Below are 14911 nucleotides of genomic sequence, written 5' to 3'. Positions count from 1 at the left end.
CAGTTTAAGCAGATGATCTTTTCACCAACATGGATTATCGCCAAAGGACGCTCTGCATAATGAAATTAACCACAACGTTTGTCGCGCTTGGCTGCGCTTTAGCACTCCTTTCCGGTTGCACCTCATCGAAGACCTCGCCAGAACGCCATGCTTATAGTTTCGTATCTCACCGTTCAGATTTCGTCGGCGGTAATTTCACCGTTAACCGTCAGCAAAATTATCAGATGAACCTGCCTAACTTCCGCGATATCTATGCCCGCGGGCAAGAAGATCGGAAAAAAGGGGTGAGTGAAAGCGATGCGCAGCGGGTTGCCGACGCCATTAAGCAACAGGCGCTGGAAGGGGTGAAGTCACAACACTCCTTCAACGGTAATGCGAGCGATCGGTGGAGCGAAACGATGGAAGCGAAGGATGCTCGTCTGTTTGGTAATGAGCTGGCTGGCGCCTATCTGGACGGCTTCCACGGGATAAAATAAGTTGTGTCGCCCCGCCAGTCCGCGGGGCGATAAGCCTTACGCCGGGCGGCGCAGCAGTTTGAAGGCGGCAAACAGGAAGATAATCCACACCGGCAGCAATATCGCCGACAGACGCATCCCGTCAATGGTGCACATCAGTACCAGAATCAAACCGAGAAAAGCGATGCAGAAGTAGTTGCTGGCTGGCGCCAGTAACGCTTTGAACTTCGATTCGCGGCCTTTACGACGCTGCGCGGCGCGAAACTTCAGATGCGCCATACAGATCATTATCCAGTTAAGCAGCAGCGTCGCCACTACCAGCGCCATCAGCAGCCCCAGCGCTTCATGCGGCAGCAGATAGTTCAGCACCACCACCAGCGAGGTAATGATGCCTGACAGCAGCAGCGAATTCACCGGCACGCCGCGTTTGCTGACGCGGGCGAGAAACTTCGGCGCATTGCCCTGTACCGACAGGCCGAACAGCATCCGGCTATTGGAATAGACGCCGCTGTTATAGACCGACAGCGATGCCACCAGAATGACGAAATTCAGTGCGGAAGCCACCACGTTGCTGTCAAGATTATGGAAAATCATCACAAACGGGCTGCTATCGGATTTAATCTCCACCCACGGATAGAGCGCCAGCAGCACCACCAGCGAGCCGATGTAAAACAGCAGGATACGGTAAACCACCTGGTTGACCGCTTTCGGAATGCTCTTTTCCGGATTTTGCGCTTCCGCGGCGGTAATGCCGATAAGCTCCAGCCCGCCGAAAGAAAACATAATCACCGCCAGCGACAGCACCAGGCCATGCCAGCCGGTGGCAAGGAAACCGCCATGCTTCCACAGGTTATCAAAACCGGCTTTGCTGCCGCCGTGGCCGCCAAACAGCATCCACAGGCCAAAGGCGATCATGCCGATAATCGCCAGCACTTTAATCAGCGCGAACCAGAATTCTGCTTCGCCATACAGGCGTACATTGACCAGGTTGACGGCGTTAATAATGATGAAGAAGGCCGCCGCCCAAACCCAGGTGGGCACGTCCGGGAGCCAGTACTGCATATAAATCCCGGCGGCGGTCAGTTCCGCCATCCCTACCAGCACGAACATGACCCAGTAGTTCCAGCCGGAGAGAAAGCCGGCGAACGGGCCCCAGTATTTATAGGCAAAGTGGGCAAAGGAACCGGATACCGGCTCTTCCACCACCATCTCGCCAAGCTGGCGCATAATCAAAAAAGCGACAATACCGGCCACGGCGTAACCCAATAATACCGCCGGGCCAGCCATTTGAATCGCGGGACCAATGCCGAGAAACAGGCCGGTGCCAATCGCGCCGCCAAGGGCGATAAGTTGAATATGTCGGTTTTGTAAACCGCGATGAAGCGTCGGGCCGCTCTCTTCCACGGCATCCGACGACGTTGACGCGTCTTTCACGTCGTTCCCCTGTGTGTTTTTGTGAAGGGGCACCTTTTATCACTTAGGGGGGATTGTCGCAAGTTGCACGGGGCGCCAGGCCCCATGGCGGATTAAAAAACCACGATCAATGCAGCTTCAGGCGCGGGCGAATAATCCGGTTTATCCCGCCGGATAACATCATCAGGCCGGTTTTAAAATAGCCGTGCAGCGTCACCTGGTGCATCCGATACAGCGAATCGTAAACCATCCGCGCAATACGCCCTTCCACCATCATCGGGCCGATCGGTAGATGCCCCATAATGCTGCCGAAGGTTGTGTAGCCGGAGAGCGAAACCAGCGAACCACGATCGCGATAGGAGAACGATTTCAACTTATGCCCCTTCATGCGGGCGATAATATTGTCGGCGGTGAAGAGCGCCATTTGATGCGCCGCCTGGCCGCGCGGCGGGATGAATCCGCCTTCCGGACGCGGGCACGCCGCGCAGTCGCCGAAAGCAAAAATATCAGCGTCGCGCGTGGTTTGCAGCGTCGGGGTCACCACCAGCTGATTGATACGGTTGGTCTCCAGCCCGGCAATATCCTTCATGAAGTCCGGCGCTTTGATCCCCGCCGCCCAGACAATTAAACTCGCCTCGATAAACTGGCCATCTTTAGTATGCAATCCACGCTCCTCAACGCCGGTGATCGTGGTATTGGTCATCACATTCACGCCAAGTTTACTCAGCTTTTCGTGCGCGGCGCGGGAAATCCTTTTTGGCAGCGCGGGCAAAATACCGTCGCCGGCCTCTATCAGGCTGACATTTAACGCTTCGTTGGTCAGTTCTTTATAACCGTAGCTGCGCAGTTCTTTTACCGCATTATGTAATTCGGCAGATAATTCAACGCCGGTAGCGCCACCGCCAACAATGGCAATATTGACCTTACCGGTGGTCTGCGGGTCGGCGGAATAGCGCAGAAATTGGTTCAGCATTTGCTGATGAAATACTTTTGCCTGCTCAGCGCTGTCGAGGAAAATACAGTGTTCTTTTACCCCTGGCGTATTAAAATCGTTCGACGTACTGCCCAGCGCCATCACCAGCGTATCCCAGCGCAACTTGCGTTCCGGCACCAGCATTTCTCCCTGCTCATCCCGCAGCGCGGCGATAGTAATGGTCTTATCCTGCCGATCGATATCCATTACCGAACCGTGCTGGAAGGAAAAGTGGTGTTTGCTGGCATGGGCGAGGAAACTCAACGCATCCACGCCTTCATCCAGCGAACCGGTGGCGACTTCATGCAACAGCGGTTTCCACAGATGACTCTGGCTGCGGTCGACAAGGGTAATATTCGCTTTCCGCCGACGCCCTAATTTACGTCCCAGTTGGGTCGCTAGCTCCAGCCCGCCGGCGCCGCCGCCGACAATAACGATCTCTTTTAATGGCGTAGTCAAGGTGAACTCCAAAATAATTAATTAAATGTTAATTAAAAACTCTCAGATAATTTTTAGTTAACAATAATTCAAACAATAAAATGCCAGTCATCCATTAGATGATTACGGGATGCATATTGGTAATCGCAAATTTAATTGGCGGCAATTTTTAATCGGGATATTATTGTACAAGTTTTCAGGCAATTTCCTTGCACGCATATTCGAGGTAAATAAAAAGGCCACTAAATTATTATTTAGCGGCCAGGGTAAGGATTAGATAATAATAACTATTAAGTCTTATATTTAATGAGGGTGATTAGCGGCAGCAACGTATTACCGCGGTTTAATAACGCATCATCACCGATTTAAGTTCAGTATAATCATCAATAAACGCGCTACCAAACTCACGGCCAATACCCGATCCTTTCATGCCGCCGAACGGTACCGCCGGGTCGAGGAAGGTATGCATGTTGACCCACACGATCCCGGCATCAATGGCCTGCGAGTAGCGCAGCGCCTGGCGGATATTATCCGACCAGACGCTGGCCGCCAGCCCATACGGCGAAGCATTAATTCGGGCCAGCGCCTCTTCTTCGCTGCGATAGCCAATAAAGCTGCATACCGGGCCGAAGGTCTCTTCGCGCATCAGGGTGCTCTCTTCGCTGCGCACTTTAACCGCCGTCGGCTGCAGGAAATAGCCCTCGCCGGGCAGCGCTTCGCCGCCGCAAACGATGGTATCGCCCTCATCGCGCGCGGTCTGAATGAGCCGCAAGACTTTGTCATACTGCTGGCGGTTGGCCAGCGGCCCCATCAGCGTTTGTTCATCCAGCGGCGACCCCGGCGCGAAAGCGCTGAGCTTGTCTTTCAGCTGCGCCAGTACCGCATCCAGCTTGCCCTGCGGCAGATAAAAGCGCTCAGCGGCAGCGCAAATCTGCCCCTGGTTGAGGTAACCGGCTTCGATAATGCCGTTCACTATGGCCTCCGGCGTCAGATCATCGAGGAACAGCGCGGCGTTTTTACCGCCCAGCTCCAGCGTAACCCTTTTACCTGACCCGCTGGCCGACTGCTGGACTTTTTCCCCGGTCGCCACCGAGCCGGTGAAGCTCACTTTGGCGCAGGCCGGATGCGTGATGAGCCGTTGGGCGATTTCGCCTCCGGCGCCGTTGACCACGTTAATGACGCCATCCGGAATACCCGCCGCTTTCGCCAGTTCCGCCACCCGCAGCAGCGTCAGCGGCGTATACTCGCTCGGCTTGAGGACGATAGTGCAGCCGCAGACCAGCGCCGCCGCCATCTTCCAGATGGCAATCATAATCGAGAAGTTCCACGGTACGATGCCAACCACCACGCCCAACGGCTGGCGGCGGGTAAAGGCGGTATATTTCTCCCCGGCCATCGACGGCAGCGACACATCCAGGGTTTCCCCGGTGATTTTTCCCGCCCAGCCGGCGAAGTAGCGCAAAAACGCTACCGATTGATCCAGTTCCAGCATCCGCGCCAGGGTGATGGTCTTACCGGAGCAGAGGCTTTCCAGCTGCGCCAGCTCTTCGCGATGCTCTGCCAGCGTGTCCGCCAGTTTCAGCAGCAGCGCGCCGCGCGCCAGCGTCGGCATCTCGCGCCACTGATTAAACGCCAGGCGGGCGCTCTCCATCGCGCGGTCCGCCTGGCCGACATCCGCCGCCGTGACCTCGGCAATCGCCTGTCCGGTCGCCGGGTTTATCACCGCGAACGGCGCGCCGTGGCCCGTCTCCCGATGACCGGCAATAAACTGCCCGTGCGGCTGGCGTAAAAAGGCGGTCACTTCCGCCAGTAAGGTTATCTCGCTCATCGTCAGCACCCGTTTTTTAGCAAAGTTAGCCCATCACAGCACGGTTGCGCCGCGCCGCCCATCGTTCTAAAGAACGTCATTCTTCCGGACGATATTCAACGCCCGCGCGGCGTGCTGTGATGAGGACATTGAGCCAGGCAAGACGACAGGGTAACGCGATGAATATTAAAATCGATGCGCTGAACTACTACGGCGCGACGAAGAAATACCAGCTCCATTTTCCGGCGCTGCGGGAAGATATTGAAGCCGATGTGGTGATTATCGGCGGCGGCTTTTCCGGCATTAACACCGCGCTCGAACTCGCGGAACAGGGGATCACCAACGTGGTGGTGCTGGAAGCGCGCCATCTTGGCTATGGCGGCACCGGGCGCAACGGCGGCCAGGTGATGGCAGGAATCGGCCACGATATCGAAGCGGTGAAAAAACACGTCGGCAAAGAGGGGCTGGAGACGCTGTTTAAAATCGCCAACCTCGGCGCGGGTATCATTCGCGAACGCATCCGCAAATACAACATCGACGCTGATTTCGTCCCCGGCTACGGCTACCTGGCCTATAACCAGCGGCAGCTTAAAACGCTACGCCAGTGGGAGAAGGAGTTTAAAGCCGCCACCCCCGATGAAGAAATCGAACTGTATACCGGGAAAGAGGTGCAGCAGGTAGTCGGTTCCGAGGTCTACTGCGGCGCGCTGAAACATATGGGCGGCGGGCAGATCCATTCACTCAATATGCTGCTTGGTTCGGCGCAGGCCGCGCATTCGCTGGGGGTGAAGATTTTCGAATCCTCGCCGGTGGTGGAGGTGAATTACGGCAAACAGGTACGGGTGCGCACCGCGATGGGCAGCGTTAAAGCCGCCAAACTACTGTGGGCCTGCGACAGCTTCCTCAACAATATGGAGCCGGAGATCTACAACAAAACGCTGGTCACCTACTCCTATCAGGTGTCGACCGAGCCGCTCTCCGATGAACTGATCGAGCGCATCAGCCCGCTGCGCGGCGCCTTCAGCGATATTCGCCCGGTGATTAACTACTACCGCGTCACTCGTGAAAACCGCCTGCTGTTCGGCAGCGCTACCCGCTTCGTGGAGTATACGCCGAACGATTTCGCCGCCTGGAACCGTACGCTGCTGGCGGAGGTCTTCCCATACCTGAAAGATGTGAAGATCGATTTCGCCTGGGGCGGGCCGATGGCCTGTAGCGCCAACCTGTTCCCGCAGATTGGCACCTTACGCGACCATAACAACGTCTTTTACGTCCAGGGGTACTCCGGCTTCGGCGTCACCCCCTCGCACATCGTGTGCAAAATCCTCGCCGAAGGGATCAATGGCGGTTCCGACCGCTATCGTCTGCTAAGCAGCATTCCCCACGCGACCATCCACGGCCGTGACAGCCTGCGCTTGCTATTAGTCACCGCCGGAAAACTGATGCATCAAACCGCCGGTTTCTGGAAAGGCCGGAGTTAATCAGGAGAACGCTATGCACGCTTTTAAACTCAAACACCCGGTACCTGAACTACAGCCGATCGGCAGCGTCAGCCTGCTCGGCGCGACGCCGACCGCCGGCGACCCGCAGGTAGCGGGCGCGATGATATACGGCGAGCCGCAGGACGCCTTTACCTGCGGACTGTTTTCGTCCACCGAAGGGAGCTTCACCATGACCTATCCGTTTACCGAACACGCCACCGTGCTGGAGGGTGAAGTTGAACTGACCGTCGCCGGCGGCGAGCCGCAGCGCTTCGCGCCGGGGGACAGCTGGTTTGTCAAACAGGGCACCGAAGTGGAGTGGAAAATCCTCACCCCGCGTTTCGTCAAACACTACCTGGCGAACGTCGAAACGCGCTAACACGCTGATAATGCCCGGCGGCGCATTGCGCCTTCTCCGGGCTACCAAATCGCACAGCGCTGTCGCCCCGATAAGCGTCAGCGCCACCGGGGATTTTTAGGCCAAATTAAAGGCAGGCCGCACGGACCGTAGGCCGGGTAAGGCGCTAGCCGCCACCCGGCAGAAATATGCGCAACGTGGCAAGACAGATGGCCCCGCTTTCCGGGGCCATCTTATTTATCAACCGCCACATTCATGGACTACGTCACAGATTCACCCGTTGCTCTCCACCTTCCGGACGATATTCGTTGAGCAGGATGCCCGCCTAAATTATGACTATCCGGGAGTGGCGCTGGCTATTCCCTGCCCTCCCCTACATTGTGCAGAGGTTGACTATGTTTAGTAACAGACTCGCCAGCCATCTTGAACGCGGCGTCGTCGGCTTTCCGACGACCCTCGCCAGCTCGGTTGGGCTGATTATGGCAAGCCCGGTGATCCTGACGGTCACCAGCGGATTCGGCATGGGCGGCGACACCTTCGCGCTGGCGGTACTGCTGGCTTTTATTATGATGCAAGCGCAGGTCACTACCTTCGCCGAAGCCGCGACGTTAATCCCTACCACCGGCTCGGTGTACGACTATATCTCCTGCGGTATGGGCCGCTTCTTCGCCATTACCGGCGCGCTGTGCGCCTATCTTATCGTCCATATCTTCGCCGGAACCGCGGAGACCATTCTCGCCGGCATTATGGCGCTGGTGAACTTCGAATCGGTCAACGCGCAGATGGCCGCCCATCAAAACACCTGGATGGTGGGTGTCGGTATGGTGGTCATTTTCGGCCTGCTCAACGCCATTGGCGTGGAAATTTTCGGCAAGGTCGAAGTGGTGCTTACTTTCGGCATGTGGACGACGCTGACCATTTTCGGCCTGTGCGGCATTTTTATGGCGCCGGTGACTCACCTTTCCGGCTGGTTCGGCACGCCGCTGAACGTTAGCGATATCTCCGGCCTGTTCGGCTATATCGGCATGGCGATGTTTATGTTCGTCGGCTGCGAACTGGTGACGCCGATGGCGCCGGAAATCAAAAAAGCCCACCGCACCATTCCGCGGGCGATGGCGTTGGGTCTGCTGGGGGTCGCCAGCTGCATGTTTATCTATGGCGCGGCGATTAACCGCCAGGTGGAAAACGTGGTGATCGATGCGGCGAATAACGTCCATTTGCTGGACACGCCGATGGCGATCCCGGCCTTCGCCGAGCGGGTGATGGGCCACGCCGGCCAGTACTGGCTCGGGGTCGGCCTGCTGCTGGCGGGCTGCGCCACGATTAATACCTTGATGGCCGCGGTGCCGCGTATTATTTACGGTATGGCGCTGGACGGCGCGCTGCCGCGTTTTCTTACCTGGCTGCATCCACGCTTCAAAACGCCGGTGATCGCAATTGCCATCGGCGTGGCCATCCCCTGCCTGCACGCCTGGTACCTGAACGGCGATCTGGACCGTATCGTACCGCTGATCCTCGCCGCGGTCTGCGCCTGGGGCGTGGCCTATCTGCTGGTCACGCTGTCGGTGGTGATGCTGCGCATTCGCCGCCCTGACCTGCCACGCGCCTACCGCTCGCCGTGGTTCCCGCTACCGCAGATTATCTCCAGCGTCGGGATTATCATCGCGATTGTGAATATTACCCCACCGGGGATGGACAGCCGCGAGGTGCTGGTGCCGTTCGGGATTATGCTCGGCCTGACCGCCGCCTATGCCCTGTTCTGGACGCTATGCGTACAGCGCGTTAATCCGTTCAAGCCGCTGGAGGTGGAAGAGGTGGTCGAGCGCGCTATCGGCAATTATGAGAAACAGACCCGCGGGGAGATGACGCCTGATGTCCTCCGTCCCCTGGTTTGAAACGCCATTAATGAACGCGGTGCAGCGCGACTTAGCGGGCTGGCCGAGCGAAAAACTCAGCGAAAGCAGCGCGATGTTGCGGTTGAACGACGCCACCGCCGTCATCTTCAGCGTGCGCCAGAAGCGGCTATTTATGGCCAGCATTCACAGCTGCGAGTTTGTCGTCGAGGGGCCGGTTACCCGGCCCGCTCGCGGCAAGATCCGCGCCCACCAATCCGGCTGGCTGAAACGTCAGCCCATCCGCTTTATCGGCAGTAAAGAGAGCGCTGAACTCGCCGGCTATCTCAATGGTTTTCCTAATCTCCAGCACACCTTAAGCGAGCTGGACTACCGCCGCTTTTCGTTGACCTTTGACGATAGCGGCTGGCGCTGTTGCATTGAACCCTGGGCCGCCAGCGAAGTGGTCTGTAAAATGCCGCCGCTGCGCCGTTATCTGAAGCTCGAAGCGCAGCAGCGGATGCTGCTGCTCAGCGTGCTGGCGATGATTAATCAGGCGGTAAGTCAGTGGATGGCTGAGAAAACCAATGATTAAGACCATATTGCCATGACATCACGCGCCGATCAGACTCTCCAGAGGAATGCCGAACTGTGCATGAAGCCGGCGAATCATCGGGAGCGTCAGGTTACGCGTGCCATTGAGAATTTCATAAACGCGATTAGATTTACCAATCGCTGGTTCCAGATCTTTTACGGTAAGCCCCTGCTGCTCCATGCGAAATTTTATGGCTTCAATGGGGGTGGGCGGCTCGATGGGATAGTGCCTTTTCTCATACTCTTCAATGAGCAAGCACATCACCTCAAAAAAATCGCCCTCTGGCGTATCAGGCGCTGGTTCATTATCAAAAAAAGGTTCAACCGCGCTTAACGCGGCTTCGTAATCTTGTTCAGTGCGGATAGGCTTAACATTCATCATTTACTTCCTCTCTATCGTCTCAGCGTTTATCACGTCATATTCCTTATGCGTTCCGATAAACTTAACGAACATCCATCCCCGCAGATAAGCAACAGCTACAATTAACCGATAATCATTTCCCTTCATGTTGAATACCACCCGCTTATTTTTCAATATGCTTGCGCTGCGGTATTGGTCCTTAATCTCCGCCGGGGTTTTCCAGTCAGCCTTTATTGCCTCGTCCACCCAAGCCTTTAGCGGTTGTTCCGCGTCGGGATTCTCCGCCCAGAAATCCCTGAGTACTTTCACTGAGATTATCTTCATGGACGGATATTAGTCCCAGTTCGGGACCAGGTAAAGAAAAAAGTCCCAAAACGGGACTTTTGAGTCACATTGCGTCTTGCCCTTCCCCGCCATCACAGCGGGGAAGCTGAGGCGTTTTATAGCAGACCGAACTGCTGCGCCAGCCGATCGATGGCCTGGCGCTGGAACTGCGCGAATGCGGCGCGCGGCTGCTGCTGCTGAATAAATTCCAGCAGCGGATCCTCAACCTCGGTGCGCACGCCGCTCAGCGTTTCCATCACCGCCAGGCCGCAGAACGGCACGTAGGACTCGGCGTAGCCGCCTTCGTGCACCATCACCAGTTTCCCGCCGCACAGGCGATCCGCCGCCTGCTGGACCTGTTCGGTCATCGCCCGGAAGCTGTCGCTATGTAGCTGCATCCGCGCTAATGGATCCATCGCGTTGGCATCATAGCCGCAGGCGATAATAATCAGTTCCGGCTCAAAACGCGCCAGCGCGGGAATGACGATAGTTTCCAGCGCATAGCGCCAGCTGTCGTCGCCCGCCCCGGCCAGCAACGGAATATTGATGTTGTAACCTTCGCCCGCGCCAACGCCGCGATCGTCCTCGCCGGAGTAGCCCGGCGGGAAGCAGCCGTCCTGATGCAATGAGATAGTCAGCACGTCATCGCGCTGCAGATAGATATGCTGCGTACCGTTACCGTGGTGAACGTCCCAGTCAATAATCGCCACCTTGCCGAGCCCCAGCAACGCTTTCGCCCGTTCAACGGCAATGGGAATATTGGCGAGGAAACAAAACCCCATCGACTGGTCCGGCAGGCAGTGGTGTCCGGGCGGCCGCGACAGCGAATAGGCGTTATCCAGTTCCCCTTTAAGCACCGCTTCCACGGCGGCACAGGCCAGTCCGGCGGAAAGGCAGGCGATTTCATAACTCCCCGGTCCCAGCGGCGCCTCTTTGCCGAGCATGCCGCCGCCGTTATCGCTGATTGCCTTAAAACGCTCAAGATAGCTATCAGGATGGATCCGCCGCAGGTCCTCAAAGCTCGCCGCCGCCGCGCTGCGTAGTTCCAGTTGCGGCGTCAGCCCGGAGACGTCCATCAGGTTTTTCATCCGCCGTTTGGTCTCCGGCGACTCGGCATGGCCGCCGCCGGCGGGCGGCTGTACCCAGCCACCGACCGGCAGCGTTACCGCGTGCAGGCCGGTACTGTGCCAGAAACAACGTTCATCAAAGAAGAAACCGGTTTTTCTTTTCACTCTATCCTCCCGTTGGCTAAACCTTTTCCGGCGGACGACGCCGCCGCAATCAAAATCAGAGACAGCAGCGCGCAGGCGCCTGCCGCCGCCAGCAGCGGATTGGCGCTGGCGAAATGTTGCAGTAAGGCCCCCGCGAGCGCCGGGCCGGCTGCCATTCCGCCGCCGATCACCAGATTGATGCTGTTCATCAACCGGCCGCTGTTATCGAGCGCGGCCACGCGAGCGAGGATAAAAGGCAGCACGAAAGTCCAGGTGAACTTAAACAGCAGCGCCGCGATGGCGTAACGCACCAGCAGCGGATGGCCCGTCAGTAACAGCACGCTGGCGATCAGCAGCGCGTATCCCAGCCACACCGCCAGCCGGTCCGGACGTTGGGTACCGCGTAGAGCCGCGCCGCCGGCGCCGATAATGCCGAACACCGTCGCCGCCGCCAGCACCAGACCGACCTCTGTCGGACTCAACCCTGCCCCGCTGCCGATGGTGCCGATAAAGGTCCATACCGCGCTGAGGCTGATATAGAAGGTGAGAACCGCCAACACCGCCAGCGCCTTACGCCACGACGCCGCAGGTGGCTGGCGATGGGAAGCCGATTGCGCTTGAAAACGCGACGGGAAGGCGGAAACCAGCGGCAAACAGCAGAGCATGATGGCGGCGAGGAGCAGATAAACGACCTTCAGGCCAAAGGTCACGAACAGGCCGGGCAACACCAGCAGGCCAAGCATGCCTAACAGCAGCTGCCCCAGTACCCAGAATGCGTACACCCGCGATGGATTCGGCGTTCCCGCCGCGCAGCTGATGCACAAAATCATTAGCGTGCCGCCCGCCAGGGAAGCAATAAAGCGTACCGCCAGCAGCGATGCATACTGGGTGACTACCGCCGAAGCAAGGTTAGCGAGCAGAAATACCGCGCAGGCGACGAGTGCCACCCGCCGCCAGTCGAGGCGGTTCATCCACCACCACGCCGGGAGCGTCGCCAGGCTCATCGCGCCGAGCTCCGCCGAAAATAGCCAGCCGATCTGTCCGGGTTTAAGGTGCCATTCGCTGGCCAGCTGCGCCGCCACCGCCGGCGCGGTCATTAATATCCCCGGCGCAATGGCGGCGAAAATAACAATCGCCGCCAGCAAACGCAGCGACACCACCAGCCCGCCAGGCCGGGAAAGGCTATTTTCAGAAAGAGGTGTACTCGACATCGTAGGGCGTGCTCCAGTCAAAAAAGCCTCCCCCCGGACGGTTATCCAGGGAGTGATACCCACAGGCATCAGGAAAACGCCGTGCTGCCACGGCGCGCGCGGGATGCGATAGTCAGATTACAGATGCAGCGTACGCTGAGCGGCAGGCATCCAGGTTCGGGAAACGAGTTCAGTCCGGTTGACGACTTCGGTCTTGGCGAAAATATTGCGCAGATGGGTTTTCACCGTCGAGAGCGAGATATCCAGCTGGCGGGCAATCAGCTTATTGCTGGCGCCTTCACGCACCATGCCGACGATTTCGCGCTCTTTGGCCGTCAGGATGGCAGGGAGTTGATCCTCTTCCTGCAGGAAATCGCGAATAGCCAGCTCCACCAACGGCAGTACCGCCTGGGCCCGGAGGCGTTCCTCGCTGGAAAAAGGCACGTCGCGCATCAGCGAGATACCGGCAACGATCCGCCGTTCGCGGCGAATAAAGATTTCGGTCATGTCGCGTACGTTATTCGGCAACATAAATTCATGATAGTAGTGGCGGTTGCGGTCACAGAGTCGCGGCGTCATCGCTGCCATGGTCGTACTCTGGTGACTAAAGTGCGCCGGCAGGTGCGGATCCAACGGCTGGAAGCTTTCCAGATATTGTTGGTGTGTATTATCCGAAATATTATGCAATATATAGTTTTCAGGTTTTAAACGATTATTTACTCGATAAAAAACCGCTGAAGACAGTGGAATTAACTGTGAAATAGTCTGTAAACAACGGGCTATTATCGCATCATTACGACTGGCTTTTAATAAAGCAGACATGATATTTCCCCCCGTCAAGGTGGTGGTGCGTAACACGCGGATACCAGAGTAAGATGAAGCATACATTTCACATTTAAGTAACACAATCATTAACATGTTAACAATGTGATATCCATTACAAACTTTTCATCAATACATTGTTATTTAAAGCATTTAAAAATCGCCCTGCTATCTGTTAACGTAGCGGCGTTAAAACATAAACAAAAGTTATTAACATCACGCGTTATTTTCCGGCAAGGATTAAAAACCCTTATATTGGCAGGTCCGATCTCATCCTTAAGAACGATAGTTTTTTGCATTTTTTCATTTATACCCTAAAAAGGATGTCGATAATTTAACGCCGCGGCTTAATCAACGGATTACGCCTGACTTGCTATTGCCCAAATATGCCGCCCCAGGCCAGCAATTAATAGAGGATAAGCCGATGCTGAATATCGCCGCCTTACGCCAGCAGCAAATTCCGCTGGCCGTCGAACCACGCTCATCGCTGCCGTTTCATATTCTGATGAAACCGATTGGCCCCGCCTGTAACCTCGCCTGCCGCTACTGCTACTACCCGCAGGATGAAACGCCGGTCAGGAAGATGGACGAGGCGCGGCTGGAGCAGTTTATCCGCCGCTATATTGCCGCCCAGCCCGCCAGCGCGCGGGAAATCAACTTTGTCTGGCAGGGCGGCGAGCCGCTACTGGCCGGGCTACGTTTTTATAAAAAAGCGCTCGCCCTGCAGCAGCGCTACGCCCCTGACGGCGTAACCATCAGCAATAGCCTGCAGACCAACGGGACGCTTATCAACGACGCCTGGTGCCGGCTGTTTCGCGAACATCGCTTTATTATCGGCGTCAGCCTCGAAGGTAGCGAAGCGCTGCAAAACCACCATCGACCGGATAAACGCGGGCAGACTTCCTGGCCGGCGGCGCTACGCGGTATCGCCCTGCTCCACCAGCATCAGGTGGAGTTTAATCTGCTGGTGGTGGTGCATAACGAGATGGCCGCCCACGCGGCGGCGATTTATGACCGGGTGGTCACGCTTGGCGCGCGCTATCTGCAGTTCCAGCCGCTAATGAGCGAAGGCGCCGCGCTGCGTGAGGGTTATCAGCTCAGCGCCGATAACTGGGGGCGTTTTATGGTCGGTATCTGGCGACAGTGGCAAAAGCGCTGCGATATGGGGCGGGTATTCGTCATCAATATCGAACAGGCGTGGGCGCAATATTTTACCCATACCAGCGGCAGCTGCGTGCATAGCGCCCGCTGCGGCAGCAATCTGGTGATGGAGTCTGACGGCCAGCTTTACGCCTGCGATCATCTGATCAACGCCGAACACCGTCTGGGCCGCCTTGACGAGCAGACGCTCGCCGTCGCGGTCGACGCATCCGTTCAGCTCCCTTTCGGCCAGCAAAAAAGCCTGCGCCGCGAATGTCAGACTTGCTCCGTAAAAATGGTCTGCCAGGGCGGCTGCCCCGCGCATCTCAACGCCGCTGGCAACAATCGGCTATGCGGCGGTTATTACCGTTTCTTTAGCGAAATCCTCGCGCCATTACGTCCCTTTTCCCGCGACCTTAACGGCCTGAAAGCCTGGCGGGCCGCGTTTGTTGGGGCCGCGCATCCCGCGTAGCCCTTTGCCCTGATGGTTGTCCCACTATGAACAGGAGAGT

14 protein-coding genes are annotated in these 14911 nt (G+C 57.1%); 6 read left to right on the top strand and 8 right to left on the bottom strand.

Translation table 11 applies throughout. The features are described from left to right. The first annotated feature begins 59 nt into the window (after positions 1 to 59). The gene (locus AC22LX_RS14900; protein ID WP_045381305.1) at positions 60 to 476 is read left to right on the top strand and encodes an Exc2 family lipoprotein; all 417 of its coding nucleotides are present in this window, start codon (positions 60 to 62) and stop codon (positions 474 to 476) included. A 36-nt stretch (positions 477 to 512) separates the two neighbouring features. On the opposite strand, the gene pheP is transcribed toward AC22LX_RS14900, so the two are convergent. The 3 genes from pheP to AC22LX_RS14885 all read right to left on the bottom strand — a co-directional run bounded on the left by pheP (position 513) and on the right by AC22LX_RS14885 (position 5107). Next, complete coding sequence (gene pheP / locus AC22LX_RS14895) at positions 513 to 1889, bottom strand: phenylalanine transporter (protein WP_045393352.1); 1377 nt, start codon at positions 1887 to 1889, stop codon at positions 513 to 515. 106 nt (positions 1890 to 1995) lie between these two features. Continuing rightward, entirely contained in the window at positions 1996 to 3300 is a 1305-nt protein-coding gene (locus tag AC22LX_RS14890) for an NAD(P)/FAD-dependent oxidoreductase (protein ID WP_487334057.1), read from the bottom strand. A gap of 322 nt (positions 3301 to 3622) precedes the next feature. Continuing rightward, complete coding sequence (locus AC22LX_RS14885) at positions 3623 to 5107, bottom strand: aldehyde dehydrogenase family protein (protein WP_487334056.1); 1485 nt, start codon at positions 5105 to 5107, stop codon at positions 3623 to 3625. A 158-nt stretch (positions 5108 to 5265) separates the two neighbouring features. Here AC22LX_RS14885 and AC22LX_RS14880 point away from each other — a divergent pair, with 158 nt between their 5' ends. From AC22LX_RS14880 to AC22LX_RS14865, 4 genes are all read left to right on the top strand, one after another. Then, positions 5266 to 6567 (top strand): NAD(P)/FAD-dependent oxidoreductase, encoded by a 1302-nt coding sequence (locus tag AC22LX_RS14880; protein WP_015367823.1) that lies wholly within the window; start codon positions 5266 to 5268, stop codon positions 6565 to 6567. 13 nt (positions 6568 to 6580) lie between these two features. Beyond that, positions 6581 to 6946 carry a cupin domain-containing protein gene (locus AC22LX_RS14875; RefSeq protein WP_025714914.1) on the top strand — a complete coding sequence of 122 codons (366 nt, stop codon included), beginning with the start codon at positions 6581 to 6583 and terminating at the stop codon, positions 6944 to 6946. A 374-nt stretch (positions 6947 to 7320) separates the two neighbouring features. Then, entirely contained in the window at positions 7321 to 8820 is a 1500-nt protein-coding gene (locus tag AC22LX_RS14870; RefSeq protein ID WP_015704674.1) for an APC family permease, read from the top strand. Continuing rightward, the gene (locus AC22LX_RS14865) at positions 8798 to 9352 is read left to right on the top strand and encodes a DUF3156 family protein (protein ID WP_045393360.1); all 555 of its coding nucleotides are present in this window, start codon (positions 8798 to 8800) and stop codon (positions 9350 to 9352) included. Before AC22LX_RS14870 ends, AC22LX_RS14865 begins: the two co-directional genes overlap by 23 nt. 18 nt (positions 9353 to 9370) lie before the next feature. Here AC22LX_RS14865 and AC22LX_RS14860 read toward each other — a convergent pair whose 3' ends face one another. The 5 genes from AC22LX_RS14860 to AC22LX_RS14840 form a co-directional block, all read right to left on the bottom strand. Beyond that, positions 9371 to 9733, bottom strand: a complete 363-nt coding sequence (locus AC22LX_RS14860) for a helix-turn-helix domain-containing protein (RefSeq protein WP_172408062.1) — start codon at positions 9731 to 9733, stop codon at positions 9371 to 9373. Continuing rightward, positions 9734 to 10036: a type II toxin-antitoxin system HigB family toxin gene (locus tag AC22LX_RS14855; RefSeq protein ID WP_049060171.1), complete on the bottom strand. Its 303-nt coding sequence runs from the start codon at positions 10034 to 10036 to the stop codon at positions 9734 to 9736. A gap of 116 nt (positions 10037 to 10152) precedes the next feature. After that, positions 10153 to 11268 (bottom strand): class II histone deacetylase, encoded by a 1116-nt coding sequence (locus AC22LX_RS14850; protein ID WP_045393366.1) that lies wholly within the window; start codon positions 11266 to 11268, stop codon positions 10153 to 10155. After that, positions 11265 to 12458: an MFS transporter gene (locus AC22LX_RS14845; protein ID WP_045393369.1), complete on the bottom strand. Its 1194-nt coding sequence runs from the start codon at positions 12456 to 12458 to the stop codon at positions 11265 to 11267. Before AC22LX_RS14845 ends, AC22LX_RS14850 begins: the two co-directional genes overlap by 4 nt. A gap of 117 nt (positions 12459 to 12575) precedes the next feature. Further along, positions 12576 to 13259, bottom strand: a complete 684-nt coding sequence (locus AC22LX_RS14840; RefSeq protein WP_045393597.1) for a helix-turn-helix transcriptional regulator — start codon at positions 13257 to 13259, stop codon at positions 12576 to 12578. A gap of 424 nt (positions 13260 to 13683) precedes the next feature. On the opposite strand from AC22LX_RS14840, the gene AC22LX_RS14835 reads away from it, so the two are divergent. Beyond that, positions 13684 to 14871 (top strand): anaerobic sulfatase maturase, encoded by a 1188-nt coding sequence (locus tag AC22LX_RS14835; protein ID WP_487334055.1) that lies wholly within the window; start codon positions 13684 to 13686, stop codon positions 14869 to 14871. Positions 14872 to 14911 lie beyond the last annotated feature (40 nt).

The organism is Klebsiella sp. PK01, from assembly GCF_057624675.1.
The sequence above is the reverse complement of the archived record's forward strand: the minus strand, read 5'-3'. Positions and strand labels throughout refer to the sequence as shown.

Bases quoted from the DNA above. Each gene is read 5' to 3' on its own strand.
- AC22LX_RS14885 (WP_487334056.1), bottom strand. From the start codon at position 5,107: ATGAGCGAGATAACCTTACTGGCGGAAGTGACCGCCTTTTTACGCCAG.
- AC22LX_RS14900 (WP_045381305.1), top strand. From the start codon at position 60: ATGAAATTAACCACAACGTTTGTCGCGCTTGGCTGCGCTTTAGCACTC.
- AC22LX_RS14855 (WP_049060171.1), bottom strand. From the start codon at position 10,036: ATGAAGATAATCTCAGTGAAAGTACTCAGGGATTTCTGGGCGGAGAAT.
- AC22LX_RS14835 (WP_487334055.1), top strand. From the start codon at position 13,684: ATGCTGAATATCGCCGCCTTACGCCAGCAGCAAATTCCGCTGGCCGTC.
- AC22LX_RS14860 (WP_172408062.1), bottom strand. From the start codon at position 9,733: ATGATGAATGTTAAGCCTATCCGCACTGAACAAGATTACGAAGCCGCG.
- AC22LX_RS14840 (WP_045393597.1), bottom strand. From the start codon at position 13,259: ATGTCTGCTTTATTAAAAGCCAGTCGTAATGATGCGATAATAGCCCGT.
- AC22LX_RS14875 (WP_025714914.1), top strand. From the start codon at position 6,581: ATGCACGCTTTTAAACTCAAACACCCGGTACCTGAACTACAGCCGATC.
- AC22LX_RS14880 (WP_015367823.1), top strand. From the start codon at position 5,266: ATGAATATTAAAATCGATGCGCTGAACTACTACGGCGCGACGAAGAAA.
- AC22LX_RS14865 (WP_045393360.1), top strand. From the start codon at position 8,798: ATGTCCTCCGTCCCCTGGTTTGAAACGCCATTAATGAACGCGGTGCAG.
- AC22LX_RS14870 (WP_015704674.1), top strand. From the start codon at position 7,321: ATGTTTAGTAACAGACTCGCCAGCCATCTTGAACGCGGCGTCGTCGGC.
- AC22LX_RS14845 (WP_045393369.1), bottom strand. From the start codon at position 12,458: ATGTCGAGTACACCTCTTTCTGAAAATAGCCTTTCCCGGCCTGGCGGG.